Source organism: Brevibacillus sp. JB24b (genome assembly GCF_051713385.1).
Taxonomy (GTDB): domain Bacteria; phylum Bacillota; class Bacilli; order Brevibacillales; family Brevibacillaceae; genus Brevibacillus_B; species Brevibacillus_B laterosporus.
This window is the reverse complement of the sequence record NZ_JBNVQV010000001.1, coordinates 4412135-4430453: the sequence shown is the minus strand read 5'-3', so window position 1 is coordinate 4430453 and position 18319 is coordinate 4412135. Positions and strand designations below refer to the sequence as shown.

The 18319-nt window shown below is 41.3% G+C and carries 16 protein-coding genes; 9 read left to right on the top strand and 7 right to left on the bottom strand.

Annotated features, from left to right (window positions below):
- Window positions 1-68: 68 nt before the first annotated feature.
- From ACQV1I_RS20725 to ACQV1I_RS20705, 5 genes are all read left to right on the top strand, one after another.
- Window positions 69-1163: a bifunctional 3-deoxy-7-phosphoheptulonate synthase/chorismate mutase gene (locus ACQV1I_RS20725; RefSeq protein WP_094700741.1), complete on the top strand. Its 1095-nt coding sequence runs from the start codon at window positions 69-71 to the stop codon at window positions 1161-1163.
- A 323-nt stretch (window positions 1164-1486) separates the two neighbouring features.
- Window positions 1487-2503, top strand: a complete 1017-nt coding sequence (gene ccpA / locus ACQV1I_RS20720) for a catabolite control protein A (protein WP_018672724.1) — start codon at window positions 1487-1489, stop codon at window positions 2501-2503.
- 19 nt (window positions 2504-2522) lie between these two features.
- On the top strand, window positions 2523-3233 hold the full coding sequence (locus tag ACQV1I_RS20715) for a 5'-methylthioadenosine/adenosylhomocysteine nucleosidase (RefSeq protein ID WP_094700740.1): 711 nt from the start codon (window positions 2523-2525) through the stop codon (window positions 3231-3233).
- Window positions 3234-3238: 5 nt separating this feature from the next.
- A complete protein-coding gene (locus tag ACQV1I_RS20710) occupies window positions 3239-3481 on the top strand; it encodes a glutaredoxin family protein (protein WP_018672726.1) in 243 nt (80 codons plus the stop codon).
- A gap of 263 nt (window positions 3482-3744) precedes the next feature.
- Complete coding sequence (locus tag ACQV1I_RS20705) at window positions 3745-4596, top strand: VOC family protein (RefSeq protein ID WP_094700739.1); 852 nt, start codon at window positions 3745-3747, stop codon at window positions 4594-4596.
- 143 nt (window positions 4597-4739) lie between these two features.
- On the opposite strand, the gene ACQV1I_RS20700 is transcribed toward ACQV1I_RS20705, so the two are convergent.
- The 7 genes from ACQV1I_RS20700 to ACQV1I_RS20670 form a co-directional block, all read right to left on the bottom strand.
- Window positions 4740-5927: an acetoin utilization protein AcuC gene (locus ACQV1I_RS20700; protein WP_197261133.1), complete on the bottom strand. Its 1188-nt coding sequence runs from the start codon at window positions 5925-5927 to the stop codon at window positions 4740-4742.
- On the bottom strand, window positions 5887-6534 hold the full coding sequence (locus ACQV1I_RS20695; RefSeq protein WP_116334711.1) for a CBS and ACT domain-containing protein: 648 nt from the start codon (window positions 6532-6534) through the stop codon (window positions 5887-5889). The genes ACQV1I_RS20700 and ACQV1I_RS20695 overlap by 41 nt, the downstream gene beginning before the upstream one ends.
- 33 nt (window positions 6535-6567) lie before the next feature.
- Window positions 6568-7200, bottom strand: coding sequence for a GNAT family N-acetyltransferase (locus tag ACQV1I_RS20690; RefSeq protein WP_116334712.1), 633 nt, complete (start codon window positions 7198-7200; stop codon window positions 6568-6570).
- 148 nt (window positions 7201-7348) lie between these two features.
- The gene (locus tag ACQV1I_RS20685; RefSeq protein WP_116334713.1) at window positions 7349-10453 is read right to left on the bottom strand and encodes a penicillin-binding protein 1A; all 3105 of its coding nucleotides are present in this window, start codon (window positions 10451-10453) and stop codon (window positions 7349-7351) included.
- Window positions 10454-10955: 502 nt separating this feature from the next.
- Entirely contained in the window at window positions 10956-11552 is a 597-nt protein-coding gene (rpsD, locus tag ACQV1I_RS20680) for a 30S ribosomal protein S4 (protein ID WP_116334727.1), read from the bottom strand.
- A 304-nt stretch (window positions 11553-11856) separates the two neighbouring features.
- The gene (locus ACQV1I_RS20675) at window positions 11857-13056 is read right to left on the bottom strand and encodes an S-layer homology domain-containing protein (RefSeq protein WP_328588860.1); all 1200 of its coding nucleotides are present in this window, start codon (window positions 13054-13056) and stop codon (window positions 11857-11859) included.
- Window positions 12980-13294 (bottom strand): hypothetical protein, encoded by a 315-nt coding sequence (locus ACQV1I_RS20670; RefSeq protein ID WP_236645873.1) that lies wholly within the window; start codon window positions 13292-13294, stop codon window positions 12980-12982. The genes ACQV1I_RS20675 and ACQV1I_RS20670 overlap by 77 nt, the downstream gene beginning before the upstream one ends.
- 270 nt (window positions 13295-13564) lie before the next feature.
- On the opposite strand from ACQV1I_RS20670, the gene ACQV1I_RS20665 reads away from it, so the two are divergent.
- From ACQV1I_RS20665 to ACQV1I_RS20650, 4 genes are all read left to right on the top strand, one after another.
- Complete coding sequence (locus tag ACQV1I_RS20665; protein ID WP_104033543.1) at window positions 13565-14170, top strand: histidine phosphatase family protein; 606 nt, start codon at window positions 13565-13567, stop codon at window positions 14168-14170.
- Between the two features lie 23 nt (window positions 14171-14193).
- Window positions 14194-16464 carry a sensor domain-containing diguanylate cyclase gene (locus tag ACQV1I_RS20660; protein WP_094700733.1) on the top strand — a complete coding sequence of 757 codons (2271 nt, stop codon included), beginning with the start codon at window positions 14194-14196 and terminating at the stop codon, window positions 16462-16464.
- 42 nt (window positions 16465-16506) lie between these two features.
- Window positions 16507-17517, top strand: a complete 1011-nt coding sequence (locus ACQV1I_RS20655) for an MBL fold metallo-hydrolase (protein ID WP_116334714.1) — start codon at window positions 16507-16509, stop codon at window positions 17515-17517.
- 238 nt (window positions 17518-17755) lie between these two features.
- On the top strand, window positions 17756-17893 hold the full coding sequence (locus ACQV1I_RS20650; RefSeq protein WP_161555105.1) for a hypothetical protein: 138 nt from the start codon (window positions 17756-17758) through the stop codon (window positions 17891-17893).
- Window positions 17894-18319 lie beyond the last annotated feature (426 nt).

The following is an 18319-nucleotide window of genomic DNA, read 5'->3' as shown; positions in this document are numbered from 1 at the left end:
AACGTATTATGTATAACCATACTGTGATTTGCAAACGATAAGGGAAAAAGTAGAAGGGTGGAGTAGAGATGAGAAATGAACAAATTGAGGCCATTCGCCGACAATTAGACACAATTAATTTGCAATTATTAGAATTAATCAACAAGCGTGCCTCTTTGGTTCAAGAGTTAGGCCAAGAGAAGAGCAAGCAGGGCGTAAATCGTTTTGATCCAGAACGTGAGCGCGACATGTTGAATCTAATTGTAGAGAATAATAATGGACCGTTCAGCGACGAAGCCATTCGTCATTTATTCAAACAAATCTTCAGCGCTTCTCTTGACCTGCAAAAGGACGAGGACAAAAAAATTCTACTAGTTAGCCGTAAAAAACAACTAGAGGATACGGTCCTTACGATTAAAGGTGTGGAATTTGGTGGAAAAGAGAAGGTTCTGATTGCTGGACCATGCTCGGTTGAAAGCTATGATCAAGTTCGTGCTGTGGCTGAAAATCACGTGAAACAAGGACTACGTGTACTTCGCGGTGGAGCATACAAGCCACGTACTTCTCCATATGACTTCCAAGGACTTGGAGTGGAAGGATTAGAGATCCTGAAACGTATCGGGGATGAGTTTAATTTAGTGACCATTAGTGAGATCGTAACACCAGCTGATCTTGAAATGGCAACAAAATATGTGGATGTTATTCAAATTGGCGCACGTAACATGCAAAACTTCGAACTGCTAAAAGCAGCGGGTCGCACTAACCATCCTATCCTATTAAAACGAGGGCTTTCAGCGACCATCGAAGAATTCATTTACGCTGCTGAATATATTTTATCAGAAGGAAATACGCAGGTTATGCTTTGCGAACGCGGTATTCGCACGTACGAAAAAGCGACTCGCAACACCCTTGATATCTCTGCTGTGCCAATCTTAAAACAAGAGACTCATTTACCTGTATTTGTAGATGTGACTCATTCGACTGGCCGCCGAGACCTATTGCTTCCAACAGCGAAAGCTGGTTTGGCAGTAGGTTCTGATGGTATCATGGTTGAAGTTCATCCTGATCCGGATGTAGCATTGTCCGATGCAAAACAACAGCTGACTATCCCGGCTTTCAATGAAATGCTAGATGAACTTTATGCTTCTGGTCTTTACAAACCAGAAATCGCTATTGTGAAGTAAAAGCAGAACCGAACCGTGTGTAACCATAGCAGGCCTCTCATCGGAGTGGTCTGCTTTTCTCTTATGGTAGGGTGAGTTAGAAGTATAGTTATACATAACTTGAGAATGCAGCGTGTAAGGTGGTGGTTTCTTTCGGACTCTTTTCTATCGAAACCATCAGATCAAGAGACAAAAGGACCAAAACTGCGAAATCATGCCGTTAATAGGAAAAATGTAGACCGAGAAAACGGTTGCAACTATGGGTATCATATCGTATTATATGGCTATAAATTTATGAAAATAATACTGAAAGGTATAATCTGGAAAAGATAGGTGGACGTAATATGCCAATTACAATATATGATGTAGCACGTGAAGCAGGAGTATCGATGGCGACCGTATCAAGGGTCGTTAATGGCAATCCGAATGTTAAGCCATTAACACGTAAAAAAGTGATGACAGCTATTGAACGCCTAGGTTATCGCCCAAATGCAGTAGCCAGAGGGCTAGCAAGTAAGAGAACTACAACAGTAGGGGTTATCATTCCGGATATTTCCAGTCAGTTCTTTTCTGAGCTAGCACGGGGGATTGAAGATATCGCTACCATGTATAAATACAATATCATTCTTTGTAACTCGGATCACCGTTTAGAAAAAGAATTGCAGTTAATCAATACCTTATTAGAAAAACAAGTAGATGGATTGTTATTCATGGGAGCTGAGATCAAAGAAGATCATTTTCATTCATTAAAAACGGCTTCCATTCCAACGGTTCTAGCAGCTACTCGTGACCCAGAAGGAAAACTACCAGCAGTGACAATTGATCACTTCCAAGCGGCTTATGATGCTACTCAAGCACTCATTAAACGTGGGCATAAACGCATTGCAATCATTACAGGTCCAATGTCATACCCATTAGAAGGACTGGTGCGCTTTGAGGGTTATAAACAAGCGTTATTGGATGCGGGTCTATCTTATGATGAACAATTGGTTGCCAATGGTTCATTCCGCTATGAATCAGGTTTGCAAAGTATGGGGGACTTCATGAAACTCGCAGAACCACCAACAGCCGTATTCGCAGCTAGCGATGAAATGGCAATAGGAGCGATTCATGCTGTTCAGGATTTAGGACACTCTGTACCCGAAGATGTGGAAGTGATTGGTCATGACAATGTACGGTTAGCAGAGATGGTACGTCCTCGTCTGTCTACAGTTGTCCAACCAATGTATGATATTGGGGCCGTTGCTATGAGATTATTAACCAAGTATATGAATAACGAACAAGTTGAAGATCATATTGTATTATTGCCACATCGGATTGAGTATCGTCAAAGCACAAAGGAATTGGCAGAAGACGAGTAACCAAGATAGAGGTGAGAAAATGATTATCGGAATCATGGGAGCGATGGATGAAGAGATTGCTCTGTATTTAGAAGACATGCGAAATAAAGTAACCATAACAAAAGCGGGTATAACTTATCATATAGGTGAATATCAGGGGAAGAAAGTAGTGCTCTGCAAGTCGGGTGTAGGTAAAGTGAATGCTGCTGTCTGCACACAAATCCTCATTCAAGAATTTCAGGTGAGTCAGGTGATCTTTACTGGTGTGGCAGGCGCTGTCCATCCTGATTTACACATTGGTGACATCGTTATCTCCACAGATTGTATGCAGCATGATATCGATGCTACTTCACTTGGCTTCAAACCCGGGGAGATTCCTTATGAGAAAACATGGTGTTGGATCGCAGATGATAAATTAAAGGAATTGGCAATGAATGCGGGTCGTCAGTTAGAAGATGATATTCAGATTGTTACAGGACGTATCCTATCAGGGGATCAATTCATTGCAGATCGTCAAAAAGTCCAACAATTATCGGAAACATTTCAAGCAGCATGCACGGAAATGGAAGGTGCAGCAGTCGCTCAAGTATGCTCCATGAACGAGGTGCCTTTTGTTATTGTACGAGCGATGTCTGATTGTGCAGATGGTTCTGCACAAGTTAATTTCCTTGAATTTACGAAACTCGCTTCCAAGCGTTCCTATCAAATGGTAAGTAATATGCTTCATACTATGGAAAAAGAGGGGGCTTAATAAGAATGAGTCAATCAACCGCAATTGTTTATTCCACAAAAGGCTGCATTGAGTGCGATATGGTTAAAAAAATGCTAGATGAGAAGTCAGTTTCTTATGAAGTAAGAGATGTCATGAGCAGTAGTCAGTATCAGGAAGAAGTAGAGGCATTCGGATTTATGGGGGTTCCTGTTACTGTAGTGAATGGGAAAGCAGTAAAAGGCTACCAGCCTGATGGTATTTTACAAATGTTGGGAAAATCAAAATAACATAAAAATAAGCTGGTCCATTCATACTTAATAGTAAGGATCGCTTACATTACAAAAGCGGATTTGTATCGTATGCTTCATGCATCGTACGAATCCGTTTTTCCTTTCCAATCGGAGTGGGAGAATCCCTCTTGGTACGTTACGATAGATAATGAATTGACAAGAACTTTGTTATTCTATATACTTACAATAAGTAATCAACTTACTTTTAATCAATTAATAAGAAATGTAAGATCATATATGAGCAAAAGGGGTTGGAAAGAATGAAATTCCATGGATATCCATATACATTTGTAAGTCAGGTTCATCTTATCATCGAAAATATAGAGCGTTCTATAGCATTTTACAAAGATATGTTGGGACTTCAGATTCTCGATCGTACGGAAACAAAAGTAGTTTTTACTGCTAATGGAAAAACACCACTGGTAACAATTGAGCAGCCAGATAATGTAGCACCGAAAGAACCATGGAAGACAGGATTATATCATTTCGCACTCTTAGTTCCTAGCCGTGCTGATTTGGCTAATACTCTGTTACATCTTCTTCAAGAAGGCTATCCGTTACAGGGAGCTTCTGATCATCTTGTTAGTGAGGCCGTTTATTTAGCAGACCCTGATGGGAATGGAATTGAAATTTATGTAGATCGACCATCTGAAACATGGGTTTGGGAGGGCGACTCTGTAGGAATGAGCACAGAACCCTTGGATATCGAAGGTCTTTTGCAAGAGAATAAAGAAGAAAACTGGAAGGGACTACCAAGTAGTACGATCATGGGACATATCCATTTACAGGTAGCGAATTTACAGCAGGCAGAGGAATTTTATACACAGGGGCTTGGATTTGAAGTCGTATCTAGATATGGGAGTCAGGCACTCTTTATATCAACAGGAAAATACCATCATCATATCGGTTTGAATACATGGGTAAGCGCTGGAGCATCTGCGCCAAGTCCGAATAGCGTTGGATTACAATCTTATACGCTGGTATTACCTGACGAGGAATCGAGAGAAAGAATGGTTCAGCAGGTGAAAAGTTTCGGGGCATCCATCAAAGAAGAAAACGAAATAATGATTACGAAAGATCCGTTTGGCAATACTATCCGTTTAGTAGTGTAATAGTGTAGGTGCTATCGATATGGTAAGAGAAGAGGTATGCGGTATCTGCATACCTCTTCCTATTTTTTAGAAAGGATACGTAAAAATCTTTCCTCTTAAAGAGATTGAATTTTAGAGAAAAATAGGAAAGTTAAGATAATAAGTCACCGATGAGGAGAATGCAAGATTGCTTTTCCCAAAGATAGACGATTTTTTTCGCTAATTTCACCACGCCTTGGAATCGTCATGAAAGTACTCACATCATCAAACAAACAGGTAGGTAACTCCAAGGGGCTGTACGGCAGCCATTTTTGTAACCATTCAGTGGGAAGTGGACCGTCTGATAGCCATTGATCTGTCATCTCGCTCCATAGTAGAGTCCAAGCACGAGGAACAACACGCCAAATATCATAGCCTCCACCGCCAACGGCTACCCATCTTCCTTGACATAACTCATGAGCTAGTTTATGGGCAAGTCGGGGGATGTGCTGATAGATACGCATAGAGCAACTCAAATGTGTGAGGGGATCGTAGTTGTGGGCATCGCAACCATTTTGAGTAATGATAATATCAGGTTGAAAACCATGTGCGATTCTAGGGAGGAGGGCTTCGTAAATTTCTAGGAAAGAGTCATCTTCGGTGAAAGCATCAAGTGGTACATTTACACAATAACCAAAGCCTTGGCCATCTCCACGCTCCGTTACATTTCCTGTACCTGGAAAAAGATATTTTCCTGTCTCATGCAGGGAGATCGTCATGACATTGGGGTCGTCATAAAAGGCCCATTGAACGCCGTCACCATGATGGGCATCTGTATCAATATACAAGACGCGGGCATTCCAATGTTTGCGTATGTATGCGATTGCTACAGAGCAATCGTTGTAAATACAGAAGCCGGATGCTTTCCCACGAAAGGCATGATGCAACCCACCAGCAGGATTAAAGGAGTGTTCCGCCTGTCCATTCATCACGATATCGACTGCCGAGATAGTTCCTCCCACAATAAGAGATGTGGCTTCATGCATATTTGCAAATATGGGGACATCTTCGGTACCTAAGCCATAGCTTGCTGCAAGCGGTAATTCTTCTTGTTGGGTACCCTGTCGCTTCACTATCTCTAGGTATCGTGGATCATGTACGAGCAGTAATTCTTCGTCGGTGGCATGGCGTGGAGCCATAATATTTTCTGGAGTTAGTAATCCATAAGCTTGCATGAGGTCATATGTGAGTAATAGACGTCTTTGATTAAAGGGATGTTCCTCATGAAAAAAATATTTGGTATAGTCAGCTGAATAGATTAGACGGGGGGTACTAGTCACGTAGGAATTCACCCCTGATCGGGTCGAGTACATGAAAGCCTTTGTCACGTAACATACTTGTCACCGTGCGAGTATCCATGGTTGTCACTCGAAAAACCAGATTTTTTTTACCTTCTGTGGCTGAGGGAAATACAATAACACTGCTCACATTTACTTTAGATTCACGAATAACCTGACTTACCTCCGCTAACACACCGTAGCGATCTTCTACTTCTATTTCTATCTGAGAGCTTGCTTTGTTTACACCAAACAGTTCAATCATTTTATATAAAATATCAGATTCTGTAACAATGCCAACTAATTTGTTTTCTTCGAGCACTGGCAATGACCCCACTTTGTACTCGTACATGGTTTTGGCAGCCTCCTCAAGAAAATCAAGAGGGTGAGCGGTTATAACCTCTGTATTCATAATCTCTTGTACTGGTCTGGTCATGATAATATGGTCATCGGATCTGGTGTATAGAGAAGAGGGGAGTGCATCACGTAGGTCTCGGTCGGAGACGATTCCGACAAGAATTTGATTATCTAGGACCGGTAGATGGCGAATGCGATTTTGCTTTAAGAGGGCTAATGCTTCGCGTATACTTGTGGTTGCGGTAGCTGTGACTACCTGTTTGCGCATAAAATCTTCTAAACGCATAGACAAACTCCTTTCAATCAAGAGCATAAATTCTTAATACATATAACGTGATTGAAAACGCATGCTGTCAAAGGTAGTCATACTTTCAAGAGGAACTCGTTTACCGATTCGAGTCATTAGACAGTTTGCTGGATGCGAACAAATTTCGGGATCATCGGTGGCCATCCACATCATATCAACACTCCCCATCAATTTCTCCATCACTTTGCGATAGTCCCAGACACTTAATCCTGTTCCTTGTAAATCCCAATGCCAATAGTACTCGGTTGATAAAATAATGTAATCTTCCAATGCATCGTCCATAAAAGCCACTTCTAGCATCTGTTTTGCTATACCACCCTTACGTATCTTTGAGCTTACCTCAATAGCTCCTAGCTCAAGTAAATCATCCATTTTAATCATGGACCAACGCTCCAGTGGGTCAGGATGTAGGAAGGTGACGTAAGCTAAGACTGCATTTTCATGGCGTGCCACAATAATTCGTCCTTCGGGTAGGTCAGCAATTTCAACTAGAGCTTCGTGTTGTTGTTTGGGAGAGCGAAATGCTTTTAAGCCTTCATCAAATTCCATATTAGCCAAGTCTTTAGAGCAAACTGGGCCTTCAATTATAATTTGGTTATTATTAACCCATACTTCTTTTTGATAAAATGTTTTCCTATGAATCACTAGGCCTCACCATCGCTTCCCACGAATCTTCATGCTTAGTATATCTTATTCTATACAAAAGGAGTCTTATCTTTTTGAAAATTCAAGAATCTGTCATGGATGGAAAAAAGACTGCTGGGGGATACCCCAACAGTCTTTAGATGGTTATTTATTTTACTTTTGCATGAGCAGAGGGAGCAGATTCACCATAGGTATTAACTGCAGTGATGTAAAAGCTACCTCCAGGTTCGTTTGTAGTTAATACAAAGCTTGTTTCGGCTACTGAATCCATCAATTGATAGTTGGTTGTGCCATTCATAGCATAGTAAACGTTGTATGCAGTAATGTGATCTTTTGCTGGCCCTTTTTTCCAGCTAACTTTAATTCCATCTGCGGTTTTAGAAGCACTAACACCTTGAATTTTACTAGGTGCGCTTGTAGCTACTGGAGGTTGTGTAGTTTGACCGTTATCAGGTGGAACAATAGGGTCCACTTCAGTGCCTGGTTGATTGTGGTCAGGGTTTGGCTGTACAGGTGGATTACTATCACCTGGGATAACTATGTTTCCGTCCACACCACCTGACGTAGAAGAAGCTTGGGACTCGTTGCCTGAGAGGTCAACAGCTGTCACATAATAACCATGGTCATTACGGCCAGTATCCGTATAGCTTGTTGTTTTTGGGTCTTTAACGGTTGCGATTTTTTCAAATCCGCCGTTTACACTTGCGCGATAGATACGATAGCCAAGTACATCTTCCTCTGGGCTGGCATTCCATGTAAGGGTAGTGCCACTACCTGATCGAGCAGTAGTAACGCCTGCTGGAGCGGAAGGTGTACCATCCACTGCTACACGTGGATCTTCTTTTTCTGGCATCCGCTCTGCCCAATCCGCCGGTTTGGTGCCAACCTTGCTATTTTTTGCGGAAATTTGATCAGAGGATGGAAGAGGCTCTGGACTCTTAAAGAAGACGCCCTCTGTAACAAAATCATCTGGTGTATTTTCCTGAGCTAGATAGAGAACTTCACCGACTTGAACGACACGAACTTTTTGATGAGAATCATCCACTTTGGTTGGTACGAATCTTTGATTAAACAAATCGGTAATAACGTGGCCGGTTTGTTTAGATAGCTCACTTGGTAATAAGCCGGACTTACTATCAATTGTTGCGCTGACAATACCGCTTGGTTTATTGAACTTCGCTGATTTATCGGCCACTTTTGGATCAATTTTAAAGACCTCTGTCATAACCTTGCCCCAAATTTCCATTGGTCGGCGTTGTGCTGAACCAGGAATGGTAGTTGGAACATCATAGCCTGTCCATACACCAAGGGTAACATCCGGTGTGTAGCCTACGAACCAAAGATCGAAGGAATCGTTGGTAGTTCCTGTTTTTCCGGCAATATCTACACCATTTGGTACATTTCGTCGTACAGAAGCACCAGTACCAGAGTTAACGACAGTACGCATCATGTCTGTCATCAGGTAGGCGGTCTGTGGACTAAATACCTTAACAGGTGAGACATTGTGCTCATAAACAGTATTTCCACGGCTATCCACGATTTTTTGAATCATGTAGGCATCTACAAAGTTTCCATCGTTAGCAAACGTAGAAAAAGCATTGGTAATTTCCTCACTGTTGAGACCATACGCTAGCCCACCGATAACTCCGGTAGCCGCATAATTATCACTATCGACCAGTGTGGTGACACCCATTTTTTTAACATAGTCTAAAGCGGTCGGAATTCCGACTTTCAAATACGTTTTAATAGCTGGTACGTTCCAGGATTGACGCAGAGCTTCACGAGCACTCATCATCCCATGGTATTTACGATCCCAGTTAAGTGGCAAGTGAGTACCTTTGCTGCCATCTGCCAATAGTACAGGTGAATCGTCAATCGGGCTACCAGGCTGTAAGAGACCCAGCTCAAGTGCCGGCGCATATGCGGCAATTGGTTTCATAGCTGAACCAGGCTGTCGTGGTGCGGTTGCGTGATTGGTTTGTTCAACATTAAAGTCACGCCCACCCATCATGCCGATTATGGCACCTGTCTTGTTGTCAATGAGCGTAGCGCCTACTTCTTCTAGGGCGTTTTCGATCTTTTCCTTTTTTCCACCACGTGTTACATAATATGTACGATTACTACCAAAGTTTTTTGGATTGGCAGCGATCTTTTCCATGGCGGTATTGATTTCTTTGTGCACAGTCGTGTACACATGATAGCCCTTTTGTAGAATCTGACGTCGTTGTTCCTCTAGAAGCTGACGATATTCATTACGGCCAATTTGTGATTTATCACGACCGTCTTTTAATAGCTTTTGGTCCAACAGAACCTCAGCTGTACGTTCTTCTATTTCCATCATGAGGAATGGGTGCTCTGCGTACGCACGTTTTTCTGGTTTGGCGAGATGTGCTTGTAAATTAGTGGAGAGGACCTGTTGTTGTTGAGCAGCTGTTATGTAATTGTTCTCTCTCATTCGTTCTAGCACCATTTTCTGGCGCTCTAGTCCACGACGGTACCCTTCTTTATTAAAAGGAGAGTAGGCCATAGGACTTTGCGGAAGTCCAGCTAAATAAGAGGCCTCGGCTAGATCAAGATTGCTAGCATCTTTGCCAAAAATCCCTTTTGCGGCTGCTTGAACGCCATAAATGTTAGAGCCATTGGCGTCTTTACCAAAATAAACGTCATTCATGTAAGCTTCTAAAATCTGATTCTTGCTAAACATTCTCTCAATTCGTATGGCATGAAGAATCTCTTTTGCTTTTCGTTTATGGCTTACTTCAGGTGAGAGGATGGTACGTTTAATCAATTGTTGTGTAAGCGTACTACCACCTGTTACAACACTTTGTTTAGTAAGCTCTTGAATGGTTCCACGTAAGGTAGATTGAACAACTATTCCACTATGTTCATAGAAATACTTGTCCTCTGTGGCAATGATGGCGTTAATGAGTGCGGGTGAAATCTCCGAAATTTTGACCATCCGGCGATCTTCTCCCTTGGCTCGAAGCTGACCGATCAAGGAACCATCTTGATAGTAGGCAAACCCTGTTTGAAACTTGCTAAACAAGAGTTCTTGAATTTCTTCTTTGCTTCGGACCGGTTCATCTTTCACAAGAGCAGCTATGTAGCCCGTAGCAACCCCACCTACGAGAAACAGCCCCATAAATCCTAACAAAAAACAGAATGCAAGAACTGCTTGCACAGGGTGCTTCTTTCTGCCGCGTTGCCCTATTTTACGTCTAGGCCTCTTGGCAGAAGCATCTTTATTCTGCATATACGTCCTTTCCCCCTTAAAAGATCAGCCCCATTATACCATAAGTAAAAATACTGGGGTAGAATCATGTCGAGCCATAGATAATTTGGCTGGAAAATGACCGAAAACCAAGAATGATGGCGTTTTTAGGTCAGAATAATATCCACACCTCGTATTGTTTATATGCAGTGTGGAAAAATAGAACGCAGCGTAAGCTGAACGTACCTCTTGTAGAAACAGCTCTTCTATACTAGATTCTGCGTTTGATAAGTTATTGTTGCATGAACGAAAAACTCTCCCTAATAATTGACGCAAATGTAACGTCAAGGTTTCGAAATACTAGTCTATTCCTCTAAATTTTGATGTTTTCTGACATTACATCATGGGTGGCTACCAACAGCCAAGCTTTTAAATACGCAATAGGCCTGAGGGAAAGAAAGCGTTTTTTTATCGAACATTGTCGTGTAACCATAAAAAAGCTCCACACCCAAAGGATGTGGAGCTTGATGTTTCCAAGTAAAGACTAACGGCTGTACCACTCAACGATCAGAGTTTCGTTGATTTCAGCAGGCATTTCAGAACGGTCTGGTAGACGTGTGAAAGTACCTTCTACTTTGTTATCATCGAAAGTGATGTAGTTTGGTACGAAAGAGCGAGCTTCCAAAGATTCTTTCACGATAGCAAGGCCACGAGATTTTTCACGAAGAGTGATAACATCTCCTGGTTGTACGCGGTAAGAAGCGATGTCAAGTTTTTTACCATTAACAGTCATGTGACCATGGTTAACCAACTGACGAGCAGCTGGGCGAGTTGCAGCAAAGCCCATACGGAAAACTACGTTATCAAGGCGGGATTCAAGAAGCTTCATGAAGTTCTCACCCAATACGCCTCTCATTTTTTGAGCGTGTTCGAAAGTGCGACGGAATTGCTTTTCGTTTACACCGAACATATGACGTAGTTTTTGTTTTTCTTGCAACTGAATACCGTACTCAGTCAATTTACGGCGGCTTTGTCCGTGTTGTCCTGGTGCGAAGTTGCGTTTAAGATCTTTTCCTGTTCCATCTAGAGAGATACCTAGACGGCGAGCCAGCTTGTGGCGTGGTCCTGTATAACGAGACATATGCTCATTCTCCTTTAATTTGGATTCGTAGGTGTTTACTTCCAAAAGGCAAGTTTCATCTTCATACACGAACTTCAGACGGTAGCGTTTCCGCATCGTGCTCCTCTTGAAAAACAGCCGCAGTCAAAAGGCAAAGGGGGTGAAACTAAAAGGCAAGCCTCGTATTCCTTCTGTTTTTACCTACAATCAATGCTACCCTATTCAAACATAACTCTTATTCTATATGTTGGCTCTAGGTAAAGTCAAGAGAATGTCTTAGAATAGCAGTCGGAATTAGCTGGCAAAATCAAGCTTAGCTATAAGACTAATACCGAGACTTAATAAATAGAGATTCTTCAGGCGCCTTTTTATTGTAAGCCTCTAAGAATTTTTGGAAATAGATAGCGGCTTCTTCACGAGTCACAGGTGCAATCTGGCTTAAAGCTTTGATTAGTCGTTTCCATAATACCAAGTGCGGTAACGATTCTGCTAATTCAGCTCTAGTAATCGGTTTTTCTGGTTGTAGGGTCTTGTTTTGGGAAGGAGAAATGTATCCGCGTTCAAGGGCATACTCAATAGCGCCAAAGTAAGGGGAGCTAGTAGGTACATCATGAAAGCTAGGCTTTTTAGGTATAAATTCATCATCATAATTAACATTGCTAATGATAGCTACTAGCATCTTGATCATCTCACCGCGCTTTATGGGTTCTTTAGGCTTTATCTCTCCATCTATAAGTTCGATTGCGTTGTATTCGTACATAATCCGTAATGCTTTTTGCCTGTCAGTAGGAAGCTTATGTAAATCCTCTGGTTCTGTGCGATTTACCTCAACGGGTTTATTTGTATAAAAATTAATCCACTTACCAGTGACTGCGTCTAGCGTATAGTTTTTTTGGTTAGAGGGTTGTAATGTATAAGTGAGCGTCAAGGGTTGTGAATTTGACGTTTGTTGTTTTTTTTCACTATTATCCTCTTTGTTCATTTGATAAGTTAATTTTACTTCCAGTTGTTGAAGCCACTTTTCTTTTGCTTCTTCTAGGGAGAGGTAAGTCGGTAATTTTTGGGGGAAGCTATCTTGACTAATTGCTGAGTAAAATGAAAGTAATTCCCCAGTCTTCTGATCTAGGTAGACACTGGCACCTTCTGAAACGATTATTCCATGAATATAGCGCTGGAACTTAAAAGAACTTTCCATAGTACCGTCATATCTTGGTTCATCATCATGATCAACCGTATCTAAATATAAGGATTGAGCTTGATAAGGAGCTAGTCTTTGTACAGTATCTATAGCAAGCTTTTGTAATTTTTCTGGAGCTATTGGAGTTTTGTTTGTATCTTCATTCATTTTCTCCTCGTCAGAAGGGAGGAGGGTGTATTTTAGTACGTTGCCGTTTTTTGCATCAATCCTGAGAGAAATTGTGTCAAACCTATCGTTTTGCTTTTTCTTTTCAAAGGATTCTTCGATCAATGTTGTCACTACTCTCCCAAGTAAAGCTCCAAGTGGGAGACGAATCGGTATCTTCATTGGACGTAAAGGAGCTATCACTAAGAACTGGATTCATGCTAGGCCATTCCTTTACGAACTCAGACGCAAGAGAGAAGGCTTGTTCTTTTGTTAATTTGGACTGGCTAACATTGTGAGCTACAGGCTGGACATACTGTTGAGTTGATTTTTGTGTTGTTTTAGCCTCAACCATGGATCCCGGAAGAAATAATACTCCCGATATGCTAATCAAGCCTACTGAACGTATCCATGAATGCATAAATAAAACCTCCTACATCTGAAATAGGTAATGTAAGTACATGGAACTGCCATATATATAACGGAATCAATAAGGAGGTAAGTACCACAAGGAAGTCATGATGGCGTTCTATAAAGGGTGAAACGAAAGAGGAGTTTTGAGTGTTTCAGTGGAAATTAAAAAATAGGAAAAATGTGTTATTAGATTTTGAAGATTCTAGTATCTCGTGATTATATCCATTATAATTAAATTGTACATATTCATGCAAGGAAAGTAGGGTGTCTTACTAACATGGAAACCATCGTATACTTAATCCGACATGGAGAAACGGATTGGAATCATATACAGAAAATACAAGGTCATACGGATACCGATTTAAACGAACTGGGGTATAAGCAAGCGGAAAAGCTAGCGAATCGACTTGCCCTAGAAGGTTTTACTCATGTGTACTCAAGCGACTTAAAACGTGCCTTTGAGACGGCGAAACGTGTAGGAGAACGTCAACAGATTCCTGTTCCTGTAACGAAAGTACGCGGATTGCGTGAGCGTTGCTATGGCGATTGGGAAGGGCGCCATCTTGCTGATGTACAAAAAGATATGTTAGAGGTTGAGCCACATCAGTCTATCTGTGGGATCGAATCCTATCATGCTATGCAAGAACGGGCTGATCGCGTCCTAGGCGAAATAATTGAGCAACATCCTGGCCAAAAAATTGCAGTGGTAAGCCACGGGGGACTAATTAATGCTTTTCTGCATTATATTACAGATGGCCAACTTGGTACGGGCATCACTAAAATTGGCAATACCGGAATCACCATTCTGCATGTGGAGAATAAATCGTGGAAAGTTATGGAGATAAGTCGAGTTGACCACCTAGAGGAAACCATAACCGATTAATATAGAGGAAGAAGGAATCAGCATTGCGGACACGAACGCAAATAGGAACAGTAGGTAAATTATTTGATAGCGTTGTTCCCTTTTTTCTGCCTTCTTGGCCCATACAAGCACCAGGGCTCCTTTTCTTTGCTACTCCAGAGCGTGGTGTAATCGCTACCTATGAATTGGGAACACTCCCGGCACATTTGCCTCCAACTTTTTTTCAAGATGCCATGGAGGATTTAGTTAAACAGGAGATACCTGAGGCTTGGAAGAGCGGTCAGGTGATTAGTAAGGAGCGAGTTACTACTGAGTGTGGTGATTACAAATGGCTGTTGCAAGTCTTAGGTCCTCAACCAGATGACATACATGCGATCACGGGTATTCTTACTTGCGTAGAGGAAGCTGTGGTCAATATACAAACCTACGGTGAAATGGTAAAAGGATTATATTCGCTTGGGTATAAAGGGTTTATTCAGCGTATGGCTAGTGAAATAGTAGTGGAAGCAAGCAAATGTAAGGATGCCATCCCATTTATGAAGACAGTTGTTAACGGTTTACATGCTACGGTAGGGAGGGGACATTGTTCGCTTATTAAATTGGATGAAAATGGTTTTTTGTTGCCCCAAGAACGTTTCACAACAGATCCCGCTGTATATACAGGGTCCAAATTACATCAGGTATTAAACTGCTTTGTATCTAAAAAAGCAGAGGTTTATCAAGAAGACTCGTGCGTTGCGATGTACCCAATCTATGTGGAAGAAGAACCAATCGCGGCACTCATTCTCCATGTATCCGATAAAGAAGAGCAATGTCTAGACAGATTGGATATAGAGATGCTACATACGACTGGGGAGCAGGTTAGCCATCAGTTGCATAGGACTTTGCACATGCACGATATCTTGCGGGAAAGTCAAAAGAAAGAACTTCTTTATCAACTGACAAAACAAATTCACGCCTCGATTGATGTAAACGATGTACTAGCTGGAGTACTTGCAAGCATAAAGCAATTATACCCGTATTTTTCAGCGGAATTGTATCTTACTATGGAAATGGAAACAAATTTACCCATCAAGACCTTCTCTTTACAAAAACAACATAATCAGGTCAGCCAGCAGGCTTACCTTGAAGGAAAACTAATGATGGGTCAAGAGATCATAGAAGAGCAAGCGATTACTTTTGTCGCTGCTCCATTGCATGGTAGACAAGGGATTTATGGCATCCTTCAATTAGCAACGCATGAAATCATTAATTTGTCTTCTAAAGAGACCGAATATATCTCTATTTTAGCGGAAACAGCAGGTAACGCTTTTGAAAACGCTCAGTTGTATCAGCAATCACGTGACATGGTTCGTGAGTTACGTTTAATCAATGAGATGGCCCAGCAGATTAATCGTAGTTTAAACATGATAGATATACTTGAATTCGTGACTAAGATGTTGCACAGAACATTTGATGTGAGTTATTCTGCTATCCTACAAAAAGCACCAGACGGTGAGCGAATGCAAATCATCTCTTCATCGAAGAGCGATCAGATCGGACAATTAGTACCTATTTCAGCTACACCGATTGCTGAGATTTTAATTGATAAGCGGAAAATTCTGCCTTCTTTAGACTGCTTTACTAATCTACCTCATCATTTGTTTCCTTATGATTCTGTGATGGGGGTGCCTTTATTACAAGATTCAGAAGTATCAGGACTCTTACTGGTGGCAGATCATAAGCCTAATTTCTTTACCTATGATGACTATAAATTACTCGAACTATTTGGACAACATACTAGCCTAGCTATTACGAATGCTCTATTGTTAAGTGAAGTGGAGCGTATGGTTATTACCGATAATTTAACGGGGCTTTTTACACGTAGATACTTAAATGAAAATGTGAAAAAATCCTTACTTGCTGATGAACAGGGCTCCTTAATTTTAATCGATATTGATTACTTTAAGAAAATTAATGATACCTATGGTCATCTTGTTGGGGATGAAATTTTGTATAAGGTAGCTTCTGTTATTAAAAACTGTATTAGAGACAGCGATATTCCAGCAAGATGGGGTGGAGAAGAGATAGCTATCTACCTACCACATGTTGATGTGCTGGTAGCCAGTAAAATAGCAGAACGAATTCGCATCCGTATACAGCAAGAAAGTAAACCAAGTGTTACGGTTTCCAGTGGAGTTGCTATGTGGAGTAGGGATGTTCAACAAAATCGTTCAGCCGAAGAACTATTTCACGATGCAGATGTCGCTTTATATAAAGCAAAGCAAGAGGGGCGAAATCAGGTAAGAAAGAGTGAATCAGGAAAAATATGGTAGGCTATGAGAAAATGCTATCTGTAAAAATCTGGGGGAGATAGAATGTCTGCCGTATCAAAAAAAAATAGATTGTCAAAGACTACGACAGAGGTTGCAAGGGGAGTGTATCAAATTCCGCTACCCACTCCATTTTCTGTAGGAGATGTGAACGTATATGTGATTGAAGGCCAAGAATGTATCACGTTGGTAGATGTGGGTCCGTTAACAGAAGAGGCGTGGATCAGTCTAGAGAATGGACTAAATACGATTGGATATCGTGTGGAAGACGTTAGGCAAATCGTGCTTACACATCACCATGTGGACCATATTGGACAATTGGAGAAAGTAAAGAACATATCGAAAGCAAAGGTGTATGCTCATCCTCTAGCATCCCCATATGTAGAACAAGATGAGGAGTTCATGCGATTTCATGATGAATTTTTTATTGCTCTGTATAAAGAGTGTGGCCTACCTGAGAAACTACTATCGATTGTAGAAAAATTTCGTGGCACGATGGCAATCTTCCAAGAAAAAAGCACAGTGGAAGAATCACTTGTGCATGAGCAAGCTCTGCCTCATTTTCCAGAGTGGCAAGTGTTGTTTACACCAGGACATTCTCAATCTCATTTATCCCTGTACCGGGCCTCTGATCAATTATTAATAGCAGGCGATCACTTGATCTCTTCTATTTCCTCAAATGCTTTTATTGAACCACCACGAGATCGGAGTACGACTCGACCACTAACATTGGTGCAATATCGGACCGCATTGGAGATGTGTGCGGCGATGGATATTAAACTGGTGGTTTCTGGACATGGGGAGCCGATCGAGAATAGTCGTGAGCTCATTTTTGAACGATTACAGAAAACCTGGGAACGTACCAATGCTATTCGTCGATTTTTGCTTGATGGCCCAAAGACTGCATTTGAATTAGCTGTCCTGTTATTTCCCCTTCTTTATCTCAAGGAATTACCGCTCGTTATTTCTGAAACCTTGGGACACATTGATTTATTGGTGATGGTTCATCAGGTACATGTACAAAACAAAGAGGGCGTTCTCTATTATTCACTATAAACCTTTCCTTCAGTAAAAGTCCTTTCCTGTTAGACAAAGCGGGTAAGGACTTTTTATTGAAATGAATCCTCTCATTCCTATCATGCGTCTTTCTAAGTAGAGAGAGTAAGTAAGGAATTCGTAATAAGGTAATCTTATACATAGCTTTTTATTGTCGAAAGAACAGGGAAGTACCCTTTTTTTGCATGTCGATCTGTACTATAATAAATGAGTTCCTATTCAAGGATAGGAAAGCTGGATGGATGATCAAAATCATTCTTCCGCTACGCTTACTTCTACTAGTCCTTTTTTATTAACTCAGACTAAGTTAGGTAACATGTTACGTACAGGTGATCTGCAACGTATTGCTCATTATATACAATCTTTTGGCATTTAGGTGCTTGTGGTAAGCTGTTTTATCACCGTTCTACAAACCTTCTTTCCGTTTGTCCCCTATTTTTTGATTGCAGGTGTAAATGTTCTGATATTTGGCGGGATGCCCGGTTTTTTATTAGGTGGCTGTCTGCGACTATAGGGGCTACTCTCAGCTTTTTTATGGCTCGTTACGTGACATTTGATTGGGCTTAAAAAAGTGGAACAGCAGCCTTTTTTGCTAGATGAATGAAGGGCAAAACAAAGAGGCTTTTGTATTATTCTGATGGCTCGGCATATTCGAAGTTATACCATCAATCACCATCTTAGAGGCTACAATGGGACATGATTTATTAGAATTTCACGCTCATACACTACGTTTTTTGCTGATGATTGCCATTTTAGGTAAGTTGAGATGTGGCTTGGATCTGTAGTAGGAAAAAAACGGAGA

What these genes read in the sequence shown, in the direction of transcription:
- ACQV1I_RS20705 (WP_094700739.1), top strand. Translation starts at nt 3,745, where the DNA reads ATGAAATTCCATGGATATCCATATACATTTGTAAGTCAGGTTCATCTT.
- ACQV1I_RS20685 (WP_116334713.1), bottom strand. Translation starts at nt 10,453, where the DNA reads ATGCAGAATAAAGATGCTTCTGCCAAGAGGCCTAGACGTAAAATAGGG.
- ACQV1I_RS20650 (WP_161555105.1), top strand. Translation starts at nt 17,756, where the DNA reads ATGGATGATCAAAATCATTCTTCCGCTACGCTTACTTCTACTAGTCCT.
- ACQV1I_RS20665 (WP_104033543.1), top strand. Translation starts at nt 13,565, where the DNA reads ATGGAAACCATCGTATACTTAATCCGACATGGAGAAACGGATTGGAAT.
- ACQV1I_RS20655 (WP_116334714.1), top strand. Translation starts at nt 16,507, where the DNA reads ATGTCTGCCGTATCAAAAAAAAATAGATTGTCAAAGACTACGACAGAG.
- ACQV1I_RS20675 (WP_328588860.1), bottom strand. Translation starts at nt 13,056, where the DNA reads ATGAAGATACCGATTCGTCTCCCACTTGGAGCTTTACTTGGGAGAGTA.
- ACQV1I_RS20695 (WP_116334711.1), bottom strand. Translation starts at nt 6,534, where the DNA reads ATGCGTTTAGAAGATTTTATGCGCAAACAGGTAGTCACAGCTACCGCA.
- ccpA (WP_018672724.1), top strand. Translation starts at nt 1,487, where the DNA reads ATGCCAATTACAATATATGATGTAGCACGTGAAGCAGGAGTATCGATG.
- ACQV1I_RS20725 (WP_094700741.1), top strand. Translation starts at nt 69, where the DNA reads ATGAGAAATGAACAAATTGAGGCCATTCGCCGACAATTAGACACAATT.
- ACQV1I_RS20715 (WP_094700740.1), top strand. Translation starts at nt 2,523, where the DNA reads ATGATTATCGGAATCATGGGAGCGATGGATGAAGAGATTGCTCTGTAT.
- ACQV1I_RS20670 (WP_236645873.1), bottom strand. Translation starts at nt 13,294, where the DNA reads ATGCATTCATGGATACGTTCAGTAGGCTTGATTAGCATATCGGGAGTA.
- rpsD (WP_116334727.1), bottom strand. Translation starts at nt 11,552, where the DNA reads ATGTCTCGTTATACAGGACCACGCCACAAGCTGGCTCGCCGTCTAGGT.
- ACQV1I_RS20710 (WP_018672726.1), top strand. Translation starts at nt 3,239, where the DNA reads ATGAGTCAATCAACCGCAATTGTTTATTCCACAAAAGGCTGCATTGAG.
- ACQV1I_RS20700 (WP_197261133.1), bottom strand. Translation starts at nt 5,927, where the DNA reads ATGTACTCGACCCGATCAGGGGTGAATTCCTACGTGACTAGTACCCCC.